Here is a 22,946-nt window from a genome sequence, read left to right on the forward strand (position 1 = left end):
CGGGCATCGCTGGTGTTCCTCCCAGGTTTCGATGTCTCCATCAAACCCGGTGCGGGACAGTGAGGGGGTGCCGGCAGTGACCCGCCCACAGGTCACCGCCAGCTTTCCCGGCGCCGCTGCAGACCGTCGAGGATCAGGTCGAGCCCGACGTCGAACTCGGCCGCATAGGAGTAGCCGGGTGCCAGCGCCCGATGAACGATCATCTCGGCGAGATGCGGCAACTCGTCGCGGGGCAGTTGCTCCAGGATCGCGCCCGCCACCTGGGTGACCTCGGCGGACGAGGTGAACGGCAGGCTGAGTTCCTGCAGGGTGAACCCGTAGACGTAGCTGTCCAGCATGGAGAGCGAGTGCGCCGCGCCGGCGATGGAGAAGCCACCTGCACGCAGGCAGCCCAGCACCGCGTCGTGGTGGCGCAGGGTCGCCGGGCCGGGGTTGGTCCGGGAGTCCATCAGACCGATGGCCCACGGGTGTCGGATCAGCGCCGCCCGCATCGAAGCCGCCCGGTCCCGCATCGCGGCACACCAGTCGACCCCGTCCGCCGGTAGGTCAATCTCACCGAACACGACATCGACCATTCCGTCGAGGATCAGGTCCTTGTTGCGGAAGTGGTGGTAGAGCGACATCGCCTCGACGCCGAGCCGCTGCGCTAGCCGGCGCATGCTCGGCACCCCCGAGCCGGCCTCGTCGGCCAGCGCGACCGCTTCGCGCAGCACCAGGTCCCTGGTGAGCGCGGTGCGCCGGTTCCCGGGCGTACCGGCTGGCTCTGTGCCCACGTGATCCTCCTGCCGTCAGCCGCTCGGACCTCTTGACAACCTTACACCGCAAGGCTGTACCTTACAGCGTAAGCCAAACGTGGTACGGGGAATTCGAGAGACAGGAGCGGGACCATGGAACCGATCGGCACCGACGGAGTCGGCCAGCCAGGTGCGGGCCGGCGGATCTGCGTCGTCGGCGCGTCCGGGAAGCTCGGGCGGTACATGGTGCGGCACGCGCTGGAGCGCGGGTACGAGGTCGTCGCCGTGTGCCGTGAGAAGAGCGTGCCCAAACTGTCCGAGTTCGACGGTCGGATCACCGTGGTCCCCGGTCCGACCAACTCCCGTACGGTCATTGCCCGGGCGGTGCGCGGCTGCGACGCTGTGCTCACCGTGCTGGTGCCGTGGGGGGTGCAGAGCTACGCTTCGGGCACCGCGCAGGCGGTGCTCGACTACGCCGAGCCCGGTGCCCGGCTAATCTTTTCCTGCGGTTGGCACATCACCCGCGACGGCCGGGACGTCTACCCCCGGGGGTTCAAGCTCTACACGACGATCTTCGGCTGGCTGGCAAAGCTGCTGCGGGTGGTGGACGTCGACGACCAGGTGCAGGCCTGCCAACGGGTCTTCGCCAGCGGCACCGACTGGACCGTCGTACGCGGCAGCGACCTCGAGGAGGGCGACAGCCAGGGCCTGCCGGTGTGGAGCCGGCATGTGGGTGACCCGGTGCTGGCCAGCAACCTGACCCGGCGCATCGACTACGCCAGGTTCATGGTCGAGGCCGTGGACGACGACACCCTCATCCGGCAGGCTCCGGCCATCGTCGGTCGGCTGACTCCGTCCGCCCTCGCCCATGCCGGTCTACCGCAGTGACAGGCGTGGCCCAGCCGGCACCGACCACCGCGAACGACGCCCAGTGGCGCAACGGTGATCCGTCGTCCCGCGACCGCCGCATCGCCCGCCGCAGCGCCTCGCCCACCGGTGCCCCGGTACGGACAATCCGGTTCGGCGCCGCAGCCGAGCTGCTACGTCGACGCGGTTGAGGCCGGTACGCCGGCGTACCGGCTCGCCGGCCCGGTGTCCGAGGTCGGACAGGGCTGCGACGGCGGTCTCAGGATCCCTGTCCTACTCGGTCAGCGGCGTGGTGGTCGGGATAGCGTCCGGATTGCCCGGCGGGGACGCCCGCAGGTATCCCATCGTCACCGACGGTCGTCGCGACCACCTGCGCCGGCGCGCGCAGCGTGCCACGCGGCGGCGCTCCCGCCGGCAGCGCGCCGACGACAGCCACCGTCCGCAGGTGACACCAACCGGTGGTCGGGGTCTGGGACAGCCGTGCCAACTCGGCCCGGACGACTGTCTCTGGCGGTGTCTCTCGACCGACAACGGAGGTGGCGATCAGGTGCTGACCGGGCGGTGCGTGGTCCGGTGCCGCCTGACTGACCACGACGGTGTTCGTGACCGGCCTGCGGCGGTGCCCGTCGAGCAGCAGGGTCGTCTCCGCCACCGGCGGCTGGTCGGCGGCATGATAGTTGGTGGTCAGCTGGCGCACTGGATCAGCCGGGCGGCCGCCGGTGGATCGGTCGCCACGATAATCCACTGGCAACGGGTGCGCACCAGGCCAGGCTCGATCGCCGATCGTCTCCGCTCGGGTGAGCAGCCGGCGGGACCGGCCAGGGCGTACCGCACCAGCAGCCGACCGAGTCGGAGCCGGTCCGGCAGGGTGCCGACACCGGCGAGCAGCGTCGCCGGCTGCGGAGAGTCGGCGGGCTTCCGCAAGCCCAGTGAGCCCGGCACCGACTATGACGGCTTCCGCCACGACGGCCATCCGTGAAAGCTCCCCCGTTTGGACTCGAACCAAAAACCTGCCGGTTAACAGCCGGCTGCTCTGCCAATTGAGCTACGGGGGACCGCTGCGTAGCCGGTACCGGATCTCTCCGGCCGCCTAGCGACGGAACAAGAGTACAGGACGCCAGCGCCGGATGGGCGACCGGGTTCGCCGCCCCGGACCGAACGGGTCCACCGTCTCGGACCGGCCGGGTTCGCGGCACGGCCCGGCGGTCGAGCTCCAATAAGAAACCTATCGAAACGGACAAAAGACCGAGTTGTCTGCGCTGACGCGTGAGAAGGGAGCAGGATGGGTAGACAGCACCGGACAGATGACGAAGGCACGACCGGGTCACTCATCGGCCAGCCGGCACCGAACCGGACCGACGGCCGACGGGTACACCGGGTCAGGTACGGAAGGAGCCGCTATGCGCGGAAAACTTTGGTTCATCGGCGGGGTGGCCGTGGGTTTCGTCCTGGGCGCCCGCGCCGGTCGGGAAAAGTACGACGAGCTGGTACTCAACGCACGCAAGGTGATGGACCACCCGACGGTGCAGGAGGCCGCCGGGGTGGCGCAAGCTCAGGCCAACCGGATCTACGCGGAGGGCCGGGAGCGGCTCAGCCACACCCGGCTGGCCGAACGCCTCAACGGCCACGACCACCTCACCACCCCCGACAGCAGTCTCGCCGACGCCGGGATGGGCACGGCCTCCTCGCCCGGGTCCACCGGTGCGACGACGGCCGGGAGCAAGCCAGGCAAGGGCACCGGGCCCGGCGGCAGCGCCAGCTGACGCCGGCACACCATCGAGAACGCGGCGTACGCGTGGGCCGGTCACCCCCGTTGACGGGGGTGACCGGCCCACGGTCGTACCGGTGTGTCGCCGCCGCTGGTGCGGCGGCGGCCAGGTCAGTCCCGGCTGCTGGAGAACGCCGCGTCGAACGCCGCCGCCGGGGCGTCGAACGCCTGCTGACGGACGAACCGCAATGCCTCGGGAGCGCCGACCAACCGGTCCATCCCGGCGTCCTCCCACTCGACCGAGATCGGTCCGTCGTAGCCGATGGCGTTGAGTGCCCGGAAACAGTCCTCCCACGGCACGTCGCCGTGCCCGGTGGAGACGAAGTCCCAGCCCCGACGCAGATCCGCCCAGGGCAGGTGGGAGGCGAGCCGGCCGCGCCGACCGTCGCCGGTACGGACCTTCGCGTCCTTGCAGTCGACGTGATAGATCCGGTCGGCGAACTCGAGGATGAAGTTGACCGGGTCCAGTTCCTGCCAGACGAAGTGCGACGGGTCCCAGTTGAGGCCGAACGCCGGGCGGTTGCCGATCGCCTCCAGGGTGCGGCGGGTCGTCCAGTAGTCGTAGGCGATCTCGCTTGGGTGCACCTCGTGGGCGAACCTGACCCCGACCTCGTCGAACACGTCGAGGATCGGGTTGAACCGGTCCGCGAAGTCCTGGTAGCCGCGTTCGATCATCTCCGGCGGTACCGGCGGGAACATGGCCAGGGTATGCCAGATCGACGAGCCGGTGAAGCCGATGACGGTGTCGACGCCGAGCTTCGCAGCGGCCCGGGCGGTGTCCTTGATCTCCTCGGCGGCGCGCTGACGGACGCCTTCAGGTTCCCCGTCGCCCCAGATCCGGGCGGGCAGGATCCCCTGGTGTCGCTCGTCGATCGGATGGTCGCAGACCGCCTGGCCGACCAGGTGGTTGGAGATTGCGTACACCTTGAGGTTGTACCTGGCCAAGGTTTGCAGCTTGCGTTCGACGTAGTCGTCCTCGGTCAGCGCCCGGTCCACCTCGAAGTGGTCGCCCCAACAGGCGATCTCCAGGCCGTCGTAGCCCCACTCCGAGGTCAGCCGGCACACTTCCTCGAACGGCAGGTCGGCCCACTGGCCGGTGAAGAGCGTGATGGGTCGCGCCATGGTCCTTCTCCCGTTGTCGTCACTGGGATTCCAGCCCACGCCACAGGTGCGGCGCGTGGTTGGACCGGTGCGAGGTGACGGCCCGATGAGCTACGGCGTGGAACTGCCTGGTCGTGGTACACCGATCGGTGGCGCAGGCAGCGAACACCGGCCGGCTGGTCACGGCGGCACCCGGCACGGTCACCGTGCGGCGCGGCGCTTCCCGACCGGGCGGGTTGCGCCTCCCGCCCGGACACCGGCCCGGGTACGGGCCTGCCCGCACCACTCTAGGCCGGTTGCCGGCCCGCGCGATAGAGGCAGCCGAGGTACAGGCCGACAGGGTACGACGCTAGCGGGGTACGAGCCTGGCTGGTCAGTAACCCCACTCGGCAAGCGGCTTCTCCAGCACCCGGTCCACTGCAGCCAACTGCTCCGGACTGAGTTCCCGGTGGTACGCCGCCCCGCGACCGCTGTGGAACTCGTACCGGCGGAAGCCACGCTCGAACGCGGACGACCAGTCGAGGCCGAGAAAGTCGAGCATCCGGGCCACCTCGTCGCGCGGTGCGACCAGCAGGTCCTCGTACCGTACGTCCAGCCATTGGCCGGCCGGGTGGCTGGCCCGAGCCTCGGCGAACGCGGTCATCAGCATCTTCCAGCCGAGCGCGGCCAGCACCGGAAACGACCGGTCGGCTTCTTCCCACTCGGCCCGCAGGTCGGCCGGCAGCGGGCCGAGAAACCAGTTGTCCGGCCCACGCCAGCCGTCCCACCAGCCCATCTGCAGCCACGAGTTGGCCACCGCCCGCCCGTCGCGGACCACGTTGACCACCCGCAGATCCGGGTACGCGGCATGCAGCCAACCGGTGCGGGGCCAGCCGGTGACGTGTTGCAGCAGCACCTGGCAGCCCTGCCGCTCGACCCGGCGGTCGAAGAAGGCGCGCAGCCGCTGGCCCACGTACGGGGTGAGGTCGTCGGCCCGCAGATCCCGGCACGGCCTGGAGTAGCCGGCCATCACCTGCCGGTCGATCAGCCGGTACGCCTCGGACGGCGCCACTCGCAGCCGGCCGCGTTCCAGCAGGCGACGGCTGTGCCCGAGCGAGGTCATACCGGCCGGCCGGGGCGTCGAGCGGCGGTAAAGCCGGCCGTTGCGGCGACCGGCCAGGTTGAGCCGGGGCAGCTTGTCGTCCAGCCCGGACACGAAGCCGACGGCCGGGTGCCGGGCCAGGATCTCCTGGACGAGGGTCGATCCGCACCGTCCGGTACCCACGACGACGGACAGCATCGGGTCAGCCTTCCTTGCTCGGTGTCGTGGCCGGGACCGGCCCGCCCTGGGTCCTGGCCGGAGGCACAGCCGGGGCCGGGGGCGCTGCGGGACGCCGTACCGGGTAGCCGAAGCGGCGCAGCAGCGGCAGCGTCACCGCGGTGACCACCGCGAACGACCGGCCGGGCAGCGCCCAGACCCATTCTGCGTCGTCGCTGACCGGGACCGCTCCGGTACGGTGCCGCGCTGGGTTGCCCGCCACCGAATGGGTGGGGGCCAGAGTGACCCGGCCTTCGGCGTCCACCGGCAGCCCGGCCGGATCCAGCCCGGCGAACAGCGCGATCCGGCGTAGCTGACCGGCCGGGTCGGCAACCACGTCCTCGTAGCGGATCCGCAGGTAGCGGTCGGGTCCGGCGGCTTCGAAGAACCGTGCGGTGGCGGCGTTCCACACCCGCCACAGCAGAGCCGCCTTCCACACCGGCGGGCGGCTCATCAGCTTGCGGTCCGCCGCGCCGTCCAGTCCACGCCGACGGCGCCAGGAAAAGGCGGTGCCGCGCGGGTCCCGAACCAGGTGCAGCACCCGCAGGTCGATGCCGGGCAGGTCACGCAGCAACGCACCGTACGGTGGCAGCTTCGACGAGTCGACCACCACCACCGGCCCGTCGCCGCTACGACTCACCTGGCGGGCGACCGCCGGATAGACCGCTGCGATCGCGGCATCGTCGGCGTGGTGCGGCACGGCCCGCCGGCCTGCGCCGGCCCGGCGCAGCATGGCTGGCAGGTCCCGCATCCGCAGCCTGGTCCGCAGTCGTCGGGCTATGCCGGCGGCCGCCGAGCCGGCAGCAAATGCCGGACCAGCAGCAGCTGCCAGCTCGGCGGTGACCGCCTGCCAGACCGGACACGCGTTGAACGGCGCGCCGCAGCCGCAGGGACGGTTGTCGACCATCCCGCGCTGCCAGAGGTAGCGCAGCTCGCCAGCGGCGAAACAGCCGTCCAGCTGCCCCAGGACGGTGGTGATCAGGGTGCTGCCGCTGCGACCACTGCCGGCCAGGTAGAGCACCCGGACCGGAGGACTCGTCGGGCCGTACGCGCCAGCGGCAGAGGGCGTACCGGCAGCAGGGGGCGTACCGGTCATCGTCGGGTTCCGGCCGGGGCGGTCAACGCCGCGGCCAGATAGGCGTCGCGGAGCCGGTTCAGGTGCAGGTCGGGCGTGAAGTCACGGTCGATCTTGTCCCGGGCGGCCCGGCCCATCGCGTACGCCCGGTCCGGATCGGCGATTAACCTGCCCAGCGCGTCGCCGAGCGCCGCCGGGTCGTCGGCCGGGACGGTCTCGCCATCGACGCCGGGACTGATCAGCTCCGGCAGCCCACCAAGGTCGGTGCCGACCACCGGCACGCCGCAGGCGAACGCCTCGAGCACCGCCATCGGCTGGTTCTCGTGCCAACGGGACGGCACCGTGACCGCCGCCGAGGACCTGATCAGGTCGTGTAGCCGGGACTTGTCCAGCCGGCCGTGGAACCGCACCCGGCCGGGTGCCACCCGGTCGGCGAGGGCCCGGACCGCAGGCAGTGCGGGGCCGTCGCCGGCCACGTGGACGGGCACCTGCCGGGGCAGCCGGGCGGCCGCCTCGACCAGCGTGTCCACCCCCTTCTCAGCGGAGATCCGGCCGGCGAAGACCACTCCCCCGCCCGGCGAGTCCTTCACCGCCACGGCAGCTGTGTCCACGAAGTGGTTGATCACCCGGAGCCGGTCCGGGTAGACGCCGGCTCGGCGCATCACGTCGGCGAGGAACCGGCTGGGACTGACGAACACCCCGACCGGACCATATGCCTGTGACTTTCTGTGTATCCACGACTCCACAGCGAGTAGCGTACTGGCGGTTGCCGATCCATCCTTGCACCTGCGCCGCGCGGCGTGGAGCGGACCTCCATCGACGCACGCCTCACAGACCTTCCCCCGGTCCAGCAGCTGGTAGCTGGGGCAGGCGAGCTTGTAGTCGTGCATGGTCAGCACGCACGGCACCCCGACGTCGCGGGCGGCGGCGAGCACCGACGGAGACAGCTGGTGGTAAATGTTGTGCAGGTGGATGATGTCCGGCCCAAAGTCCTCGATCACCCGGGTCAGGCCGCGGCGGCTCGCCGGCGACCAGATCATCCGACCGGCGACGGCCAGCCGGGGGCGCAGTCCGCGCGGCGCCGGTTCCAACTCGACGTGCGGCGGGAAGTGCCGGGCGTACGGCAACGGCCCGTCGTTGTCCGGGTGGGTCATCCCGAAGTACGCAACCTCGTCCCCGGCGGCGCGCTGCAGATCGGCGAGGTCGATCAGATACCCCTCAGCGCCACCCCGACGGTACAGAAACTTGTTCACATGGAGGACACGCATCAGTCCGGCCCGCTCGCTCGATACCGGGGTGTGGCCACCCGGTTATGGTGGCGCAGGGCTCCCGCCCTGGCTGCTGCCTCACGCTATGCACCCACGCCGGGTTAGTCCAGTACCGAATCGCCAACTAGCTGATCGGATGATCTTGTGTGGCTGACCAGCCTGCGTTCTGGCGTTTCGCCCCGATCCGTGAGTAGCCTGACCGCGGCCCGACCTCGCCCCAGCCTGGCCACAGCGGCTGGTGACGTACCCGAGGAGGACCGGTGAACAACGACGAGCCTTCCACCCTGGCCTGGACCGCGCGGCGAATCGCCCGGCACGCCCGATGGTTCCGCACCGAAGGACTCCGCCGCCTCGTCGAGGAGGACCGGCTCAACCCGGTCGACCGGGTCACCACCGCGTGGACCAAGCTGCGCTGGCGACACCAGCACGGCGTACCCCGTGGTCAGGCCACCCCGGTCTACCTGGTCGGCCTGCAGCGGTCCGGCACCAACATGCTGGTCCGCGGGCTGGAGAACATCGGCGAGTTTGAGGTCCGCAACGAAAGCGACCGGCGGGTCTTCCATCGTTTTCAACTCCGCGACGACGCGGTGCTGACCACCGTGGTGAACCGGAGCCGACACGCGTACGTCCTGGTCAAACCGCTGTGTGAGAGCCACCGGGTCGACGAGTTGCTCGCCCTGCCCGGGATGGCGCCGGGTCGGGCGATCTGGGCCTGGCGCGACGTCGACAACCGGGCCCGCTCCGAGGTGGCCAAGTTCGGCGACGCCAACCTGCGGGCGCTCGCCGCCATCGCCGACGGCACCATCGGCCGTCGCTGGCAGGGCCAGCGCCTCGACGCGGACACCTACGAGCTGATCCACGGCTTCGACTACCGACGGATGGACCGGCACACCGCCGCCGCTCTTTTCTGGTATGTCCGGAACACCCTCTACTTCCGCCTCGGCCTAAACCGCCGCGACGACGTGCTGCTCAGCTCGTACGACGCGTTGATCGCCGATCCGGCCGGGCAGATCAGCCGGCTGTGCGACTTCCTCGGGATCGCCTACCGCCCCGACCTGTCCGCGCACATCGCCCCTCGTACCCCCGCCCGCCAGCCGCTGCCGATCGACCCGGCGGTCCGTACGCTCTGCGACGAACTCACCGCCCGACTGACCGCCAGCGGCCGCCCGCAGTCCCCCACCACCCCACCTCGACAAGCCGACACCGACCGGCGTGCCCGGTGAGCGTGGAAAGGACCGACCATGGCTGAAGCCCTCGCGCCGGCCACCGCCGAAGTGACGCAGTTGCCGACGGCGCCCATCTTCCTGGTGGGCTGCCAGCGCTCCGGCACCACCTTCCTGCGGCTGGTGCTCGACTCGCACTCCCGAATCTCCTGCGGACCGGAGACCCGGTTCCTGCCGGACCTGCGACGCATCGTCGGCTCCGACTGGGAGCGACTGGCCCGCTTCGGCTTCACCCGGGAGGACTGGCTGCGCCGCATCGCCGACTTCTTCGGCGGCGTGCACGCCGACTACGCCACCGGCCGGGGCAAGGCCCGGTGGGCCGACAAGACCCCGCTGTACGCGATCTCGCTCGACTTCGTCACCGAGGTCTTCCCGGACGCGCAGATCGTGCACGTGATTCGAGACGGCCGCGACGTGGTGGTCTCGCACCGCAAACGGTTCGGGTACTGGTCGGCGGTGAAGTGCGTGGTCAAGTGGCCGCGCTACATTCGTACCGCTCGTGCGGTGGGTGCCACCCTGCCGGCTGACCGCTACCACGAGCTGCGCTACGAGGATGCGGTACGTGAGCCGGAGAAGTCGATGCGCGCGCTGTTCGAGTTCCTCGGCGAACCGTGGGAGGAAGGCGTGCTCGACTACGTCGACAAACCGCATGACGTGGCCGGAAAGTACACCAGTGAGGCGGACCGACGCCGTGCCTCCGCCGGCACCGACTCGGCCATCTACCGGTCCCGCGTCGGCAGCTACCGCCGGGAGCTGGACCCGTTCCTGCGGCTGCTCGTCGCGGTCTTCTCCGGGCGGATGCTGCGCGAGCTGGGTTACCGATGAACACTGCGACGCGGCCGGACACCGTGGCCCGGCGCTGGGTGGCGGCGGCGCTCGGCGGGCTGTTGCTCCTTGCCGGCTGCACCAGCGCCGACGAGGACACCACCCCGCCACCGGTGCCGCCGACCGGCGCGCCGCTGCCGAGCCTGCCGCCCTACCCCGAGGACACCCACCCGTTCGGCGCGCACTGGGACTGGAACCGGTACGACGAGTTCCTCCCGTACCTGCGCAAACTGTCCGGGTCCGCCACCTACCATGAGATCAGCTGGTGCAGCATCGAGCCGACCCAGGGGCAACAGGACTGGTCGGCCCTGGACCAGATTGCCCAGCGCAGCCGGGTACTCGGCATCGCGCTGAACATCAAGATCCGGACCGAGATGTGCTGGGCCACCGGTGGCACCCCGGAACACGTCCGCGGTCAGGCCAACAAGACCGAGTCGACGATGCCGCTGGACATGGCCGCCTATCGGCAGTTCGTCGGTGACGTGGTGCGCCGCTACACGCCCTACGGCGTCCGCCAGTACGCAATCGAGAACGAGGTCAACGCCCCGCAGTACTGGCGCGGCACCCCCGCGGAGTACGTCGAGCTGGCCACCGCCGCCGCTGAGGCGGTGCACGCCGCGAACCCGGACGCGGTGGTCGTCGACTCCGGCATCAGCAGTGTCGCGTACGGCTTCGGGGTGGTCGACCGGCTGGTCCAAGCCGGCCGCAACGACGAGGCGATCGCCGCCTACAACGCGTACTTCCAGCGGCGGATCGGCACCCGGGGCCGCAAGATCCCCGAAGTGGACACGATCGAGACGCTGCGGACCGCGCTCGACAACGAGACCAACGTACGTAACGTCGCCTTCCTGGCCGCGACCGAGCAGCTGATCGACGACGGGGTGGTGCAGCTACGTCAGGTGCACTACTACGAGCACTTCGACGGCGTACCGGCGCTGCTGGACTATGTCGCGGCACAGAACCCGGTCAACGTGCCGATCGAGGCGTGGGAGGTCGGGCAGTTCTGGCGCGACGGCGACGGCGACGACGTCAGCCGGGCCGAGGAGGTCGTCAAGGTCTCCACCATGCTGCTGGCCGGCGGTATCCGACAAGTGATGTGGCTGCCGCTGGGCTACAGCCCGAACAACCGGGCCGGCAGCGAGGTTCGCTACGGCCTGCTCGACCCCGATGGTACGGAACGTGAGGCTGGCCGGATGTTCGAGAGCCTGGCGGTGGCGGCCCGTGGTGCGACCGTCACTCCGGTCCGCCGGGACGGGCTGATCGGCGTCGCGTTCCAGCAGGGCGAGGAGAGCACCCTGGTCGTCTGGTCCGGCGAGGTCAACGACGCGGTACGGGTGTCTGCGGTGCCGAGCCTGCACGCCGGGCCGGCCGGCGCCTCGCCGACCAAGACAGCGGCCGAGGTGACCGTCACCGACCGGCCGGTGCTGTTGCGCGCCACCGGCACCCCGGAGTCGATCCTCGCCGACGTCGACTGATCAGCCGTACCCCCGGCGGTGGAGAATGGTCAGGATCTCGCGGCGGACCTGCCGCGGCTCGGTCACCAGCCGGCGGTGTGCGAACCGCACCACCTGGATGCCGACAGTGGCCAGCAACGCGTCACGCCGTAGATCGATCTCACGCTGGGCAGGGCTGCCGTGCGAGGCGGCTCCATCGAGCTCGAAGTCAATCCGTTCCCGCTCGGCGTACACGTCCAGGTAGATGGTGCGGCCGCCGACCCGGACCGGATACTGCCGCTGGAATTCGGGCATCCCGGCACCGACGAAGACGTGCTCGTGGCCCCAGATCTCCAGCTGGCTGCGGCAGCCGGCGGCGAGCTTCGCCAGCAGCGTCCGCAACGCGGCCCGGTCGGTGAGTCGCGGCAGCTCATTGAGAGTTGCGCAGATCCGGTCCGCGTTCGTCCACCTGTCGTTGACAGCCCGGATCAGCGGAGCCGGCCGGTCGGCGGCCGGCAGCAGCGGCCAGGACTCGACAAGACTCCGTTCCAGCCGCGTCACCGGCGCCTCGTCGCGTACCACCACCTGCGGCGGACCGACGGTGAACGCCGGTCGATGGTGCACGGTCAGGCCGGCCTGGCTGCGAATTCCCACGCCGATCGGCACCGTCAGGTGCAGTACCTCGGCAGTGGGTTGCTGGCGCAGCCCCCAGAGATCGAGTGCGGTGGTGTGGCTGAACGCGACCCGACCGGCGGCGTGGGCCAGCACCGCATGCCGACGCAGCTGCGGTGCGAGCAACTGGATCGACGACACTCCGCCACGGTCGTCGTCGATCAACTCGGTGGTGACGTAGACGCCCGGCAGAACGCGCCGCAGTCGACCGGCGCGTACCGCGTCGTCCAGCGCCCAGCGCGGCACCATCTGAAGGGCCTGGCGACGGGTCACCACACCGCCGCTGCGCCGGCACAACTCCTCGATCACCTCGTTCATGCCCGGCTACGATGCCGCGACCTAAGCCATCAGACGACCCAGGTAGAGCCACGCTGTGGACAACTGCTCGACTGTGGATCAGGTGGCGGGTTCCTCGGCGACGCGCTACCGGACCATGATCACTTGATGCTCTGCTGGGCGCTCACCGGCGTGTCGGCCGAATTTCCGTCATCTGATCATGAAGGGCAGCTACTGATCATGAGGCAGCGGGCTGCTACTCCGGATCGGGCCGACGGTCGTAGGCGGCCAGAGTCGCCTTGTTCGTGCTGGCATCCTGGAATACCAGCTCCCACGGGCCGGTGTTGACCTCCATCTCCTTGCCGAACCCGATCCACTTTCCGGTCAGCCGACGCCCGGTAGGCTCGGCCAGCAGTTGGATCGCGCCATGGTACCGGGCGCCGCGGTAGTAGCCCTGCGGCGCGGTCTGCTCGATCCAGGTCCCGGTGACCACATTGCCGTCGACGGTCAGGTCCATGGTGAGCGGCGCATCGGAGGAGTTGGGCAGACTGCGCACGGTGAGCCGGTCACCGTGCTGCAGCAGCACGACATAGTGCCGACCGGTGAACGTGGCACCACGACCCGAGCTGTGATACTCGTACCGGGACAGCCACACTCCGGAGTATTTGCCGGTCGGCGCGGTCCATGGGGCAGGGCCACCGCGCGGCACCGGGGTGGACGCCTGCCCGGTCGCCGGCACCTGAGCACCCCGAGCTTCGTCCCCGCCCTCGCCACCCCGGCCGCCGGCACCATCCTCGCCGGCGTCGGCGCTGCGGGCATGCGGGACCGCCACAGTGAAGCCGAGCGAGCTGATCGGCAGGCCGGTGACCGATTCCAGGGCACGCGCGTACGCCGGACGGGGCGAGGTGATCGCCCCAGCCTCCCAGCGTTGCACGAGGCGCTTGTTCGCATCGTTGGGCATTCCGGCGCGATCCCCTGCCTGCCGCAGCGCGCGGGCGAAGTCGTCCTGACTCATCAGCAGGCCCATCCGCACAGCCCGCAACGTCGCGTTCGGAGTGGTCGTCATGCGAGTGATCGTAGCCCTTGTGTCGCCGGAATGTCGCCCTGCAGGTCGCCGGAACGTCGTCCCATGGAAGCCGTCGCGCGGGGCGACAATTCGGCGACATCCTTGTTTTCGTGGCAGCCGGCGCGACCGCCGGCGCGAGCAGGCAGGAGACATGCGATGGCAGAGGTTCAGATCCTGGTGATCGGGCCACGGCAGCTACCCGCCAGCGGGACGGTCGAGGTGTGGGCCGACGCAGGCAGCGGCGCAACTGGACAGCGAATCAACATACCGGTGACCGACCTGCAGACAGCCGAACTGGACAGTGGATCAGGCAGTTCGGCTGTCTACGTACTCCGCCCCTGTGGCTGATGCGACCGGCGCGGGGGCCTCGCCAGCGAGTGAGCGGGTCAGCCGCGCGGCTGGAGGAGAAAGACCGGGTGGCGGTCCACTTCGGTGCGAAACCCGGACGGACCGTCGCCGGGGGTGGCGTCGAAGGCCTGCCGGACGAACGGGATGAACCCGAACGCGCGGCGGTAGCGATGCAGGACGTCCAGTTTGGTCTCGCCGTCGACCTCGACGAGGCCGACGGTGCGGAGCCGGTGTCCGCGGCCGAGTTCGGCGTGGCCGTTGGCGCGGATGTTGCGCACCCACTGGGTGGCACCGAACGGTGAGACGAGCCAGTCGAGGTCGGCGTGCCGCAGCGTGACGACCGGCACGGTACGCGGCAGGCCGGTGCGCCGGCCCTGGGTACGCAGCAGGGTCAGCGGCCCCATCGGCACCCCCCAGCTGAGTAGCCGGTACGGGATCCGGCTGACCCGCTCCACCCCGGCGGGCAGGGCAGCGGCGTTCACGACGGGGCCACCGTGGTGGTGGCTTCCCGTTCGGCGAGGCGGCGGGCGGCCTGGCCGAGCATCCGGCCGTTGAGGCGGATGGACCGGGTCCGGGGCAGCAGCCGGGTCATGATCCGCATCGACCGGCCCGGGATGTGGGTGGGCCGACCGCGCAGGAACGCGGCCACGCTTTCGCGTACGGCGTTCTGGACCGGCTGGGGCCGGATCGGCATGGCTGCCCGGTCGATGCCGAGGGCGTCGATGATCGGGGTGTCGACATTGCCCGGCAACAGCACGGTGACGGCCACGCCTGCGGCGGCGAGTTCGTGGTGCAGGGCCTCGCCGAGGTTGAGCACATAGGCCTTGGCCGCGCTCTCGTGGGCCATGTTCGGCAGCCCGTGCACCGCACCCAGTGACGACACGAGGATGATGCCGCCTCGGCCGCGGGCGACGAACCGCCGCCCGAAGGCGTGGGTCAGATCCAGGTGTGTGGTGGCGTTGACGGTGAGCCGGCGGTGCAGGTCGCCGAGGTCCTGGTCGAGCAGTGGTCCGGGTTGGCCGGTGCCCGCGTTGGAGACCAGCAGGCCGACGTCGAGATCCGCGGTCGCGTCGACGAGCTCGACAGCGGCCTCGGTCCTGCCGAAGTCGACGGTGACCACCCGGCAACTAATGCCGTGGGCACGGGTCAGCGCGGTGGCGAGGATCTCGAGCCGGTCGGTGGATCGGGCCGCCAGGACAAGGTGCAGCCCGGCAGCGGCGAGGTACTCGGCGAACGCCTCACCGATGCCGGATGAGGCACCGGTGATCAGCGCCCACGGGCCGTAGGATCTGATTTCAACCATGATTTAGACTGTAGTCTGGATTCTGATCCAGGACAAGCGGATAGGCTGTGTCAACGTGAAGACCCCTCCGGCTGACCTCGCGCGACGCCTGCTCGACGTCAGCGAGCAGGTGCTCCACGGCGACCCCGCGCCCCGGCTGGAAGACATCGCCGGCATGGTCGGGGCGTCGCGGGCGACGTTGTACTACTACTTCGCGGGCCGCGACGACCTGCTCGCGTTCCTGCTGACCGCGCACGCCCAGGACGGAGCCGAGGCGGTACAGGCGTCGGTAGACCCCACCGACCCGCCCGAGCGGCGACTACGGGCGATGGTGGCGGCTCTCGCCAGCTACTTGTCGCAGCACCCCGGGATCTGCGCCGGCCTGCTCAGCGCCCTCGGTTCCACCGGCCGGATGACCGACGTCATGGCCGCCAACGACAGATGGATCGCCGGCCCGCTCCGGGAACTCCTCGCCGAAGCAAAGGCCGACACAGACGGCGCAGTCACCGTCGCAGACATCGCCAACGCTGCCGACACCGCCAACGCCGTCCTCGGCGCGTTGCTGCTCGCCGTGCTCGGCCGGTCCGTCGCCGGGGCCGACCCCACCGACACCCGGTTCCGCGACCACCTCACCGACCAGGTACTGCACGGCGTACTCACCCGTGCACCAGCCGACGGTTCCTGAACCTGGCCTTGCCGCCGGATCATGATCACTTGATGCTCTGCTGGGGGCCTGTCGGCGTGTCGGCCGAACTTTCGTCATGTGATCATGAAGCGGTGGGCGGCTGCTCCGAGGTCGCTACGGGCAGGACACCGCCCTGGCGGTGATGTCCGAGTAGACCCGGCCGGTGAGCCCGAACACCCGCTCCCCCGATTGCTGCAGCGGATCCTTGCGGAACTCCAAGCACGCGGCCGTCCGACAAAGGGAGCAGAAAACCGCCGCTACCCCGCAGAACACGAGCAGCAGGGAGGCAGCGGCACCCAGCGGCTCACGGGGTCGAGACGGCAACGGACAACCGCCATTCTGGCCGGAGACACCCAGTGTCTCAGCCGACGGCAGGCCCCGGCCGGCATCAGCGGAGCCGCGATCGAGCGTCGGTCAGCTCCGGGGCGACCAGGTGTGCGGCCAGCCGAGCAGGTCGGCGAGGTCGGCGTTGTGCGGGGCGAAGTAGCTGCCGAGCTGGGCGCGCAGCTCGTCGGTCAGCTCCCCCGGCCCCTGGTCGGTGCGCCGGGTGTGCTGGGCGAACCCCGCCGGGGTGAACGGATCCAGGTCAAGGAAGCGCAGCACCCGGTCGTAGACGCCGGCCGGGTCGACGTACATGTCCTCGCTGCGCAGCACCAGCAGCCGATCCGCCGGTAGGACGGCGTACCAGCGTTGCAACTGCTCGGCGTAACGGCCCCGGGCCAGGTACGAGTGGTTGCGCAGCGCGGTGTGCGCGGCCGGACTGCCCGGCCCGTCGCGCAGCGCGTCGGCCAGCCGCCGCTCCTCGGCGGCGACCGCGTCGGCGAACGACAACGGCTCGGCACCGTACGAGCGGGTGTGCAGGTAGTGCGAGTAGGCCCGCTCGACCGGGTCGCGCAGCAGGGCGATGCAGCGGGCCTGCGGCAGGTCGGTGGCGACCCGGGCCGGCACGCTCGGGTGAAACAGGTAGTACGGACTGGCCTCGAAGCTGCGGACCCCGGCCGGGCGGGCCGGGAAGTGCGCCTGATACCAGCGTTCCCCGCGTCCGTGGTGGATGCTGAAGTACTGCAGTTCCTTGCCGGTGGCCGGGCGCACCTGCGGATGGGCGGCGAGATAGTGGTGCAACGAGGTGGTGCCGCAACGTTGTCCACCGATGATCAGGAAGTCCGGCAGGGCACCCAGCTGGCCGGGCACCATCGTGCGCGCCCAGGCCCGCGCCCCGCGTACCGTACGGCGCAGCCGGTCGGTGGTCCCCCGGTTGCCGGTCATCGTGCCGCCTCCTCCAGGTTCGCCACCGGTGCACCGGGCCGGTCCGGGCCGTCCGCCCCGCCGGGACGGCCGACCCCGCCGCGCCGGCCACCCCGGCGCAGGGTACGCAGCACCATGATGTCCTCCCGGCTCAGGCCCAGCGCCAGCACGACGCCCACGTAGACGGTCACCACCACCGGCAGCCCGACCAGCAACTGCTCCGGCCAGCCGGGCAGCAGCAGCCGGACGACCAGCCCGGCGGCCAGCGCGACCAGCCCGGCGGCGAGCCCTTTGAGCATGCCAACGGTCACCGGCACGGCGTGGATCAGGGCCCGCACCTGCAGCACCCGGGCGACGTTGACCACCGCCAGGGAGATCGCCCAGGCGACCGCCGCGCCGATGATCCCGTACGCCGGGATCAGCCACAGGTTGAGCAGGATGTTCAGCAACAGCGCGGCGATGTTGTCGTACATGTTGATCGCCACCCGGCCGGACATGTTCAGCACCGTGCCGCACGGCCCGGTGGCCGCGTTGACCAACTGCCCGACCGCGAGGACCAGGGTGACCGCAGCGCCGGCGGCGAACCCGCCGCCGAAGACCGTCAGCAGGCTCTCCGGGAAGACCAGCAGCGCCACGAACGCCGGCAGCGACAGCCGCACCACCCAGCCGGTGGCGGCGCCGTAGATCCGGCGTACCTCGTCGGCCCGCCCCTGGTGGTGCAGGTACGCCAGGTACGGCCCGAACGCGGCGTTGATCGGGGCCAGCACGAAGATCGCCACGGTGACCAGCCGGGTGGCGACGTTGTAGACGCCGATCTCGTCGTTGGCGAAGAAGCCGAGCATCAGGGTGTCGACCCAGATCAGGCCGGTCGACGACAGCGACGACACCCAGCTCACGGTGGAGAAGCTGAACAGTTGCCGGGGCCGGTAGACGACCGGGCCCGGCGCGACCCGGCGCATCAGCCGGGCCAGCGCGCCGAGGGCCAGCAACGCGGCCGACCAGCCGGCGATGACCAGCGCCCAGTAGCTGCCGGTGACGCCGGCGCCGAGGATCAGGGCCAGCGCGGTCAGTAGGAGCCGGGTACCCGGCTCGTAGATCTGCCCGATCAGGGTGAACGGCCGCTGGGTGCGCCAGCCCCGGGTGGCGGCGAGCGCCGCCTCGCAGACGGTCAGCGCCGGCAGGGTCAACGCCACCAGGCGCAGCCCGGTGACCAGGCCAGGGTCGTGCAGCGCGGCGGCCAACGCGGGGGCGGCCACGGCCAGCGCGACCGCGATCGCGGTCGCCGAGCCGGCGGAGATGGCCAGGCCGAGCCGGATGGTGCCACGGATCGCGGCCGGGTCGTCGTCGGCGAGGTGTACGGCGACGAACCGGGTCAGCCCGGCCCGGAACCCGGACAGCGACAGCAGGCTGAGCAGGGCCAGTACGGCGTAGCACTGGGCGTACTGACCGACCTCGCTGATCCCTAGGAAGCGGGCCAGCAGCAGCATGACCAGGAATACCGCACCCTGATTGAGGATCGCCCCGACCAGGTTCAGCCCGCCGCCCCGGGCCATCCCGCGGATGTGCTGATCGCCGGAGTCAGGGCCCGACGGGGTGCTGGCGGCGGGGGCCGGGGGCGGCTCGGCCGTCACGTCACCGCCCCGGGTGCGGTTCGAGCGGGCCATCGGATCCGTAGACCCGGCCGCCGGCCTGGGACAGCTGACCGACCGGCGCGGCCCGACCAACCCGGCCGGCCCGGGCCACCGGGATCTCCCGGGTCTCGTCGCCGCCGGTCGGGCGGGGGCCGGGCGGCGGGTTCGGGCTGTCGGTCGACGACGCCGGGGGTTCACCGGCACGGTTGCGGGCGAGTAGCTCGAGCATCGCGACCAGGATGACGGCGAGCAGCAGACCAGCGCCGGCGACCGAGACGGTGGTGTTGATCAGACTGGTGGTACGAGAGACCGCGCGGACCGCGCCGATGCTGGCCACCTCCGCCGGGTCGGCGGCCTGGACCTGTGCGCGGGCGGACTGCAGGCCCTGCCGGGCCGAGGAGAGCGCGCCGGTGGCGGCGTCGCATTGGGCGATCAGCGCCTGATAGTCGGCCAGTTTCGGGCCGATGGTGTCGAGTTGTTTCTGCCCGGCCTTGATCGCCTCGGTGGCGGCGTCGGCGCCGCGGCCGTTGCCGACCGCCTGCATCTGCAGGCGCTGCTGGCGCAGGCTCGCCATCTCGTTGAGGGTCGCCTGGTAAATCTTGTCGGGCTGGGTGACCTTGTTCTCCTTCTCCCAGGCGGTGATCGCGGCGGTCGCGGCGGCGACGTCGGCGCTGGCCGCGGCGACCTGCTCGGTGGCGATCGCGACCTGCGAGGAGAAGAGGAACGCCAGCGCGCGTTCGACGGTCGCGGTTAGCACTGGTGAGACGGTCGCCCGGTCCGGCGAGGTGAAGGTGATCTCCATCTGGCTGCTCACGCCAACCTGGTTGACCACCAGCCCGGACCGCAGCCGGTTGGCGGCCACGCCGGTGTCGGCGACGACCTCGTCGATCACGCGGGGGGAGGTGGCGGCGGCGCTGAACGCGGCGGCGAACTGGTTGGCCGCCTGGTTGCCGGTGAACTGCTGGGCTGCGGTGCCGCCGACCAGAGCCGGGGCGGCCACGTACGCCATAGCGGTGTACTGCTGCGGGGCGATCAGCACCAGGGTCGCGGCCGCGCCCGCAGCTAGCACCGGCACACCGACCAGCAGCCACAGCCGCCGGCGCGCGATGCGCAGGTAGTCGACGATCTCCACGCTGTGGCTCCTACTCATGCCGGCTTTGTCGGTGTTCAGTACTGTCCGGCGGCCGAACGTGGTGACCGGGCCGGTGGGGTAGACGGGTCAACGATCAGGCCGCGGTCCGGGTTGCCGACGGCCGGGGTGGCCCGCCCGTGGGCGATGGCGCTGGCCGCGGCGGCGAACGCGACGAAGTACCACAGCGTCACCACGTTGGAGATGACGTTGGAGCCGAGGCTGACCGCGATGAACACCACCGCGCAGCCGGCGAAACCGACCGCGGCGCCGCGTTCCAGGCTGTCCGGCGGGGCGCGGCGCAACGCCGTACGGGCGGTGTACAGCAGCAGCACCAGCATCGCCAGGTAGGCCAGCAGCCCGGCCAGACCGGTCTCCACGTACGCCCGCAGCAGGTCGTTGTGCGGCTTCTTCGCCTCTAAGGTCTCGTGCTGGGTCATGTTCGGCCCGATCCCGGTTACCGGGTTGCGGTTGGCCAGGGTGACGATCTCCGCCCAGTAGTCGACCCGCCACTGCAGGGTGTTGCCGGTCGGCCCGCCGCCGGTGGGCCGGTCCTCGGCGAGCTGGGCGAACCGGCCCCCGACCGAGGGCAGCAGGCTGACCCCGGCGACCGCGACGACCAGCAGGGTGGCGAGCATCCGACCGCTGCGGTGCAGCACCGCGACGACGATCAGCCCGAGCGCCGCGCCGAGGATCGCCGAACGGGTATTGGTCAGCATCAGGAAAGCCAGGGAAAGCCCGAGCAGTATGGCGAGGACCACCTGGGCGCGACGGGCCAGGAACCGGTAGATCGCGAACCCGAAGACGATCATGAACATCAGGTACCGGCCGAAGGTGGTCGACTGGCTGAACGGGCCGCTGACCCTGATGAACTGGCCTTTGACCTCGGACGGCACCTGCCCGAAGGCGCTGACCAGCACGGTGTAGAGCAGCGCCAGGGCCAGCGAGCCGTAGCAGGCGATCAGGATCCGCCGAACCGCCACCCGGTCGGGCATCAGTTGTTCGAGTACCACGAACATGACCACCACGGTCAGGATCCGCATCGCCTCGAGCAGGCTCGGCGTCGGCCGGTTCGCGCCGAGCGCGCTGACCAGCGCGGTCGCTCCGACCAGCAGCATCGCCCAGCCCAGCGGGGTGCCGCGCAACCGGCCGCTGCGGCGCAACTGGGCGGCGAGCCAGAGCCCGGCGGCGAGCAGGAAGAGCACCGCGACCATGGTCGACGGGTCGCTCAGCCGGGACGCCTGGTCGGTGTCCGTCCGGCCGGCGGTCGGTCCGCTCAGCTTGACCACGTCCAGCAGCGGACGCACGGCGAGCATCAGGATCACGTACCCGGAGAACCGGGTGATGGCCAGCACCCCGACGGCGGCTCCGGCGACGAGGGCGACAGGCAGCACCACACCGCGCCGGTCACCGGCGGCGAGTGCCAGGCCGACGGCAACGGCGACGGCCGCGGCGGCGGCCGCAGCGAGCACGCTGAGCAGCCGGCCCGCTGGCCGGGGTTCCCGCTGTCGTCTGGTCACCGCACGCCGATCCACTGTCCCGCTTTGCCAGTTGTCCCGCTTCGCCCGTTGTCGGGTCGAGCCGCGCCGCATACCCGGACCGCCACCGGCCCCGGGTCGGGGCGGACGGAGGTCGATCCGCCGTCCCGGTGGGCCGGCCCGGCCCACCGCCGTTCGCCGGTGGGCCGGCCTAATCTAGCTGGATCCGCAACGAGGCAGTATAGGCCGACACGCCGGGGCCGGCCATCAGCCGTCCGGTTCGCTGCGGGGCTGGCGGCGGGGCCGGATCAGCTGCGGCTTGCGGGCCGGCAGCAGATTCAGGTACAGCGCTTCCAGCTCGGCGGTGGCCGCGTCCCAGGTGTACTCGGCGCCGACCCGGTCACGCAAGGCCTTTGCGCCAATGCGCTCCGCGTCCGGATCGGCGGCCAGCTGGCGCAGCGCGCGGACCAGATCGTCGGCGTCACCATCGCGGAAGATCCGGTGACCGGGTCCGTCGGCGGCGAGCACCTCGACGTGCGGGGTGATGTCACTAGCCACCACCGGCAATCCGTAGGAAGCCGCTTCCAACAGGGTCAGCGGCAGCCCTTCCAGCCGGGACGGCTGGACGAAAGCGGCGGCGTGCGAGTAGAGCTCGGCCAGCAGATCGCCGTACGCGAAGCCGGTGAAGACTACCCGAGGGTCGTCGACGGCCTCGGCGCGTACCCGGGCCACGAAGTCGTCGCTGAACGACGATCCGCCGACGATGGCCAACCGCAGGTCGGTGTCGACCTGGCGGAATGCGCGGACCAGCAGATCCGCCGATTTCTCCGGCACGAGACGGCCGACCATCAGCAGGTACCGGCCGGGGGTGAGGCCGAAGCGGGGGCCGATCTGTCGGGCCGGGACCTGGCGCGGGATGCCGACTCCGTTCGGGATGTAGCTGGCCGAACTGCCGAACCTGGTCTGGTAGTGGTTGGCCAGACCGCGGGAGACGGCGACCCGGGCGTCGGGCACGTACCCGCTGAGCCAGTGGGCGGTACCGAGCACCGTCTGGGCGAGCCGGCTCCACTTGGCCCGCTGCTGGTCGAGGCCGTGCACGGTGAGCACCACCTTGCTGCGGGCCAGGTAGCGGGGCAGCGGCGCGACCAGGCCGGGGCCGAGACCGTGGTAATGGACGATGTCCGGCCGGTCACGCATGGCGGCCAGGGTCGAGGTGGTGGAGTGCACGATGGCGTCGAGGTGTTTGCTGGCCACGGTTCGCACCTGGCGCAGCCGTACGCCGCGATACCGGTCCATCGGCACCGACCCGTAGCTGGGCCGGCAGTACACGGTGACGTCGTGTCCCCGAGCGGCCAGCCGGCTGGCCAACTCCTCGACGTGACGTTCAATCCCGCCGTACGTCGCGGGCATCCCCTTCTGGCCAATCATGGCTATCCGCAGCCGCCGGTGCTCCGTTCCCGGTTCGACACCATGCTGGTCGACCGGATGCGAACCACCGGTCACCTGGTGGGGTACGGCCACGATGCCTCCTTGGGTCCTGCGG

Annotated in this window: 24 protein-coding genes and 1 tRNA gene; 8 read left to right on the forward strand and 17 right to left on the reverse strand. The window is 70.8% G+C overall.

The window, feature by feature from the left end; all coding sequences use genetic code 11:
• Positions 1–92: 92 nt before the first annotated feature.
• Positions 93–773, reverse strand: coding sequence for a TetR/AcrR family transcriptional regulator (locus tag ACFHWS_RS10525; protein WP_416554533.1), 681 nt, complete (start codon positions 771–773; stop codon positions 93–95).
• 114 nt (positions 774–887) lie between these two features.
• Here ACFHWS_RS10525 and ACFHWS_RS10530 point away from each other — a divergent pair, with 114 nt between their 5' ends.
• Both ACFHWS_RS10530 and ACFHWS_RS10535 read left to right on the forward strand, forming a co-directional pair.
• Positions 888–1,622, forward strand: a complete 735-nt coding sequence (locus ACFHWS_RS10530; protein ID WP_416568095.1) for an NAD(P)-dependent oxidoreductase — start codon at positions 888–890, stop codon at positions 1,620–1,622.
• A gap of 5 nt (positions 1,623–1,627) precedes the next feature.
• Entirely contained in the window at positions 1,628–1,792 is a 165-nt protein-coding gene (locus ACFHWS_RS10535) for a hypothetical protein (RefSeq protein WP_416568096.1), read from the forward strand.
• 68 nt (positions 1,793–1,860) lie between these two features.
• Here ACFHWS_RS10535 and ACFHWS_RS10540 read toward each other — a convergent pair whose 3' ends face one another.
• The 3 genes from ACFHWS_RS10540 to ACFHWS_RS10550 all read right to left on the reverse strand — a co-directional run bounded on the left by ACFHWS_RS10540 (position 1,861) and on the right by ACFHWS_RS10550 (position 2,656).
• Entirely contained in the window at positions 1,861–2,298 is a 438-nt protein-coding gene (locus ACFHWS_RS10540; RefSeq protein ID WP_416568097.1) for a hypothetical protein, read from the reverse strand.
• Positions 2,286–2,525, reverse strand: a complete 240-nt coding sequence (locus tag ACFHWS_RS10545) for a hypothetical protein (RefSeq protein WP_416568098.1) — start codon at positions 2,523–2,525, stop codon at positions 2,286–2,288. The genes ACFHWS_RS10540 and ACFHWS_RS10545 overlap by 13 nt, the downstream gene beginning before the upstream one ends.
• Positions 2,526–2,583: 58 nt before the next feature.
• Positions 2,584–2,656, reverse strand: a tRNA-Asn gene (locus ACFHWS_RS10550).
• Positions 2,657–3,001: 345 nt separating this feature from the next.
• Here ACFHWS_RS10550 and ACFHWS_RS10555 point away from each other — a divergent pair.
• Positions 3,002–3,364 carry a hypothetical protein gene (locus ACFHWS_RS10555; protein ID WP_416554525.1) on the forward strand — a complete coding sequence of 121 codons (363 nt, stop codon included), beginning with the start codon at positions 3,002–3,004 and terminating at the stop codon, positions 3,362–3,364.
• 116 nt (positions 3,365–3,480) lie between these two features.
• Here the strand turns inward: ACFHWS_RS10555 and ACFHWS_RS10560 are convergent, their stop codons facing one another.
• The 4 genes from ACFHWS_RS10560 to ACFHWS_RS10575 form a co-directional block, all read right to left on the reverse strand.
• Positions 3,481–4,491, reverse strand: a complete 1,011-nt coding sequence (locus ACFHWS_RS10560) for a sugar phosphate isomerase/epimerase family protein (RefSeq protein ID WP_416554523.1) — start codon at positions 4,489–4,491, stop codon at positions 3,481–3,483.
• Positions 4,492–4,843: 352 nt separating this feature from the next.
• Entirely contained in the window at positions 4,844–5,749 is a 906-nt protein-coding gene (locus tag ACFHWS_RS10565; protein ID WP_416568099.1) for a sulfotransferase family protein, read from the reverse strand.
• Positions 5,750–5,753: 4 nt separating this feature from the next.
• Positions 5,754–6,863, reverse strand: a complete 1,110-nt coding sequence (locus ACFHWS_RS10570) for a sulfotransferase family protein (RefSeq protein ID WP_416568100.1) — start codon at positions 6,861–6,863, stop codon at positions 5,754–5,756.
• On the reverse strand, positions 6,860–8,095 hold the full coding sequence (locus tag ACFHWS_RS10575; protein WP_416554517.1) for a glycosyltransferase: 1,236 nt from the start codon (positions 8,093–8,095) through the stop codon (positions 6,860–6,862). The genes ACFHWS_RS10570 and ACFHWS_RS10575 overlap by 4 nt, the downstream gene beginning before the upstream one ends.
• A gap of 275 nt (positions 8,096–8,370) precedes the next feature.
• On the opposite strand from ACFHWS_RS10575, the gene ACFHWS_RS10580 reads away from it, so the two are divergent.
• From ACFHWS_RS10580 to ACFHWS_RS10590, 3 genes are read left to right on the forward strand one after another with little or no spacing between them, the layout of a single operon-like run.
• Positions 8,371–9,333 carry a hypothetical protein gene (locus ACFHWS_RS10580; protein WP_416554515.1) on the forward strand — a complete coding sequence of 321 codons (963 nt, stop codon included), beginning with the start codon at positions 8,371–8,373 and terminating at the stop codon, positions 9,331–9,333.
• A gap of 18 nt (positions 9,334–9,351) precedes the next feature.
• Positions 9,352–10,158 (forward strand): sulfotransferase family protein, encoded by an 807-nt coding sequence (locus tag ACFHWS_RS10585; RefSeq protein WP_416554513.1) that lies wholly within the window; start codon positions 9,352–9,354, stop codon positions 10,156–10,158.
• The gene (locus ACFHWS_RS10590) at positions 10,155–11,633 is read left to right on the forward strand and encodes a hypothetical protein (RefSeq protein ID WP_416568101.1); all 1,479 of its coding nucleotides are present in this window, start codon (positions 10,155–10,157) and stop codon (positions 11,631–11,633) included. The genes ACFHWS_RS10585 and ACFHWS_RS10590 overlap by 4 nt, the downstream gene beginning before the upstream one ends.
• On the opposite strand, the gene ACFHWS_RS10595 is transcribed toward ACFHWS_RS10590, so the two are convergent.
• Positions 11,634–12,581 (reverse strand): DUF559 domain-containing protein, encoded by a 948-nt coding sequence (locus ACFHWS_RS10595; protein WP_416554509.1) that lies wholly within the window; start codon positions 12,579–12,581, stop codon positions 11,634–11,636.
• 214 nt (positions 12,582–12,795) lie between these two features.
• A complete protein-coding gene (locus ACFHWS_RS10600) occupies positions 12,796–13,605 on the reverse strand; it encodes an XRE family transcriptional regulator (protein WP_416554507.1) in 810 nt (269 codons plus the stop codon).
• 156 nt (positions 13,606–13,761) lie between these two features.
• Here ACFHWS_RS10600 and ACFHWS_RS10605 point away from each other — a divergent pair, with 156 nt between their 5' ends.
• Positions 13,762–13,953: a hypothetical protein gene (locus tag ACFHWS_RS10605; protein WP_416568102.1), complete on the forward strand. Its 192-nt coding sequence runs from the start codon at positions 13,762–13,764 to the stop codon at positions 13,951–13,953.
• Between the two features lie 38 nt (positions 13,954–13,991).
• Here ACFHWS_RS10605 and ACFHWS_RS10610 read toward each other — a convergent pair whose 3' ends face one another.
• Positions 13,992–14,435, reverse strand: a complete 444-nt coding sequence (locus ACFHWS_RS10610) for a nitroreductase family deazaflavin-dependent oxidoreductase (protein WP_416568103.1) — start codon at positions 14,433–14,435, stop codon at positions 13,992–13,994.
• Positions 14,432–15,256, reverse strand: a complete 825-nt coding sequence (locus tag ACFHWS_RS10615) for an SDR family NAD(P)-dependent oxidoreductase (RefSeq protein WP_416554501.1) — start codon at positions 15,254–15,256, stop codon at positions 14,432–14,434. Before ACFHWS_RS10615 ends, ACFHWS_RS10610 begins: the two co-directional genes overlap by 4 nt.
• Before the next feature lie 55 nt (positions 15,257–15,311).
• Between ACFHWS_RS10615 and ACFHWS_RS10620 the strand changes: the two genes are divergently transcribed.
• Positions 15,312–15,920, forward strand: coding sequence for a TetR/AcrR family transcriptional regulator (locus ACFHWS_RS10620; RefSeq protein ID WP_416554499.1), 609 nt, complete (start codon positions 15,312–15,314; stop codon positions 15,918–15,920).
• 414 nt (positions 15,921–16,334) lie between these two features.
• On the opposite strand, the gene ACFHWS_RS10625 is transcribed toward ACFHWS_RS10620, so the two are convergent.
• From ACFHWS_RS10625 to ACFHWS_RS10645, 5 genes are all read right to left on the reverse strand, one after another.
• Positions 16,335–17,186 (reverse strand): sulfotransferase, encoded by an 852-nt coding sequence (locus ACFHWS_RS10625; protein ID WP_282231720.1) that lies wholly within the window; start codon positions 17,184–17,186, stop codon positions 16,335–16,337.
• The gene (locus ACFHWS_RS10630; RefSeq protein ID WP_416568104.1) at positions 17,183–18,829 is read right to left on the reverse strand and encodes an oligosaccharide flippase family protein; all 1,647 of its coding nucleotides are present in this window, start codon (positions 18,827–18,829) and stop codon (positions 17,183–17,185) included. Before ACFHWS_RS10630 ends, ACFHWS_RS10625 begins: the two co-directional genes overlap by 4 nt.
• Entirely contained in the window at positions 18,798–19,946 is a 1,149-nt protein-coding gene (locus ACFHWS_RS10635; RefSeq protein WP_416568105.1) for a Wzz/FepE/Etk N-terminal domain-containing protein, read from the reverse strand. Before ACFHWS_RS10635 ends, ACFHWS_RS10630 begins: the two co-directional genes overlap by 32 nt.
• Positions 19,947–19,963: 17 nt before the next feature.
• On the reverse strand, positions 19,964–21,445 hold the full coding sequence (locus ACFHWS_RS10640) for an O-antigen ligase family protein (protein ID WP_416568106.1): 1,482 nt from the start codon (positions 21,443–21,445) through the stop codon (positions 19,964–19,966).
• A gap of 225 nt (positions 21,446–21,670) precedes the next feature.
• The gene (locus ACFHWS_RS10645) at positions 21,671–22,924 is read right to left on the reverse strand and encodes a glycosyltransferase family 4 protein (protein WP_416554490.1); all 1,254 of its coding nucleotides are present in this window, start codon (positions 22,922–22,924) and stop codon (positions 21,671–21,673) included.
• Between the last annotated feature and the right edge of the window lie 22 nt (positions 22,925–22,946).

The organism is Micromonospora sp. LOL_013, assembly GCF_048060315.1.
Taxonomy (GTDB): Bacteria; Actinomycetota; Actinomycetes; order Mycobacteriales; family Micromonosporaceae; genus Micromonospora_E.